The organism is Coprococcus intestinihominis (assembly GCF_040096555.1).
Lineage (GTDB): Bacteria > Bacillota > Clostridia > Lachnospirales > Lachnospiraceae > Coprococcus_A > Coprococcus_A intestinihominis.
This window is the reverse complement of the sequence record NZ_JBBMEK010000468.1, coordinates 1-1,111: the sequence shown is the minus strand read 5'-3', so window position 1 is coordinate 1,111 and position 1,111 is coordinate 1. Positions and strand designations below refer to the sequence as shown.

2 protein-coding genes are annotated in these 1,111 nt (G+C 38.5%); both read left to right on the top strand.

Features of this window, described 5'->3' with window-relative positions; genetic code table 11:
* A partial coding sequence (locus WMO25_RS18255; protein WP_349086666.1) for a hypothetical protein occupies positions 1–317 on the top strand: 317 nt, incomplete at its 5' end.
* Between the two features lie 5 nt (positions 318–322).
* Positions 323–1,111 (top strand): MATE family efflux transporter (locus WMO25_RS18250; RefSeq protein WP_349086665.1); only part of this gene is annotated, 789 nt, incomplete at its 3' end.

Below are 1,111 nucleotides of genomic sequence, written 5' to 3'. Positions count from 1 at the left end.
CTGTAAATCAAAAACAACTATATAATAGGGATATTTTACCGGAAATGTCAAATATATTTTTAAAAATAGAAAGGTTAAAAATGAGTTGTGAAGAACACAAGGTATTTGGTCCTATTGAAAATTTATTTGACTTTTTGAAAAACAGGAAATATAATGATTACAAACGAGTAGCAAGTAAGCGTAAATCCAGTTTACCAGCTGCTCGTTTTCTTTTGTTAAAAAATAATAGTGTCATGAAAAAGTGTGTAGCCTGTCGGCGTAAGTCCAGCTTATTTGACAGGTTACGCATTTTTTTGTGCAGAAAAAGAGAGGAGTAAACAAAATGGCGGAAAGCAATAAGATGAAGGATATGCCGGTGAATAAGCTGATGGTCCAAATGGGGATTCCGATGATTTTATCTATGGCATTGCAGGCGGTCTATAACATTGTAGACAGTGCATTTGTAGGCAATATGAGAGAGGGAAGTGAAGCAGCGTTAAATGCATTGACGCTTGTATTTCCGGTTCAGATGCGGATGGTTGCAGTAGGTATAGGAACAGGTGTTGGAACCAATGCACTTCTTGCAAGGACACTTGGACAGGGAAACAGCAAAAAAGCTGCAAAGGTAGCAGGGAATAGTCTGTTTCTTGGTGTGATTATTTATGTGGTCTGTTTGTTGTTTGGTTTCTTTGGTGTGAGAGCCTATATATCATCACAGACAGTAGATACAGAAGTACTTGAAATGGGTGTCAGCTATCTGAGGATATGCTGTGTGATTTCTTTTGGTATTGTTTTCTTTTCATTATTTGAAAAATTGTTACAGGCAACAGGGCGCTCCCTTTATTCGACCATCGGACAGGTGGTAGGTGCAATTGTAAATATTGTCCTTGATCCGATTATGATCTATGGTATTGGACCTTGTCCTGAAATGGGCGTGAAAGGTGCCGCTTACGCAACTGTCATTGGTCAGGTAGCCTCTGCAGTTTTACTGTTTATTTTCCATATGAAGCTGAATAAAGAATTTGAACATGATGTGAAATACTTGAAGCCGAATGCGGGCATTATAAAAGAAATCTATGCTATCGGACTCCCGGCAATTATTGCACAGGCTCTGATGTCTATAATGGTGTAC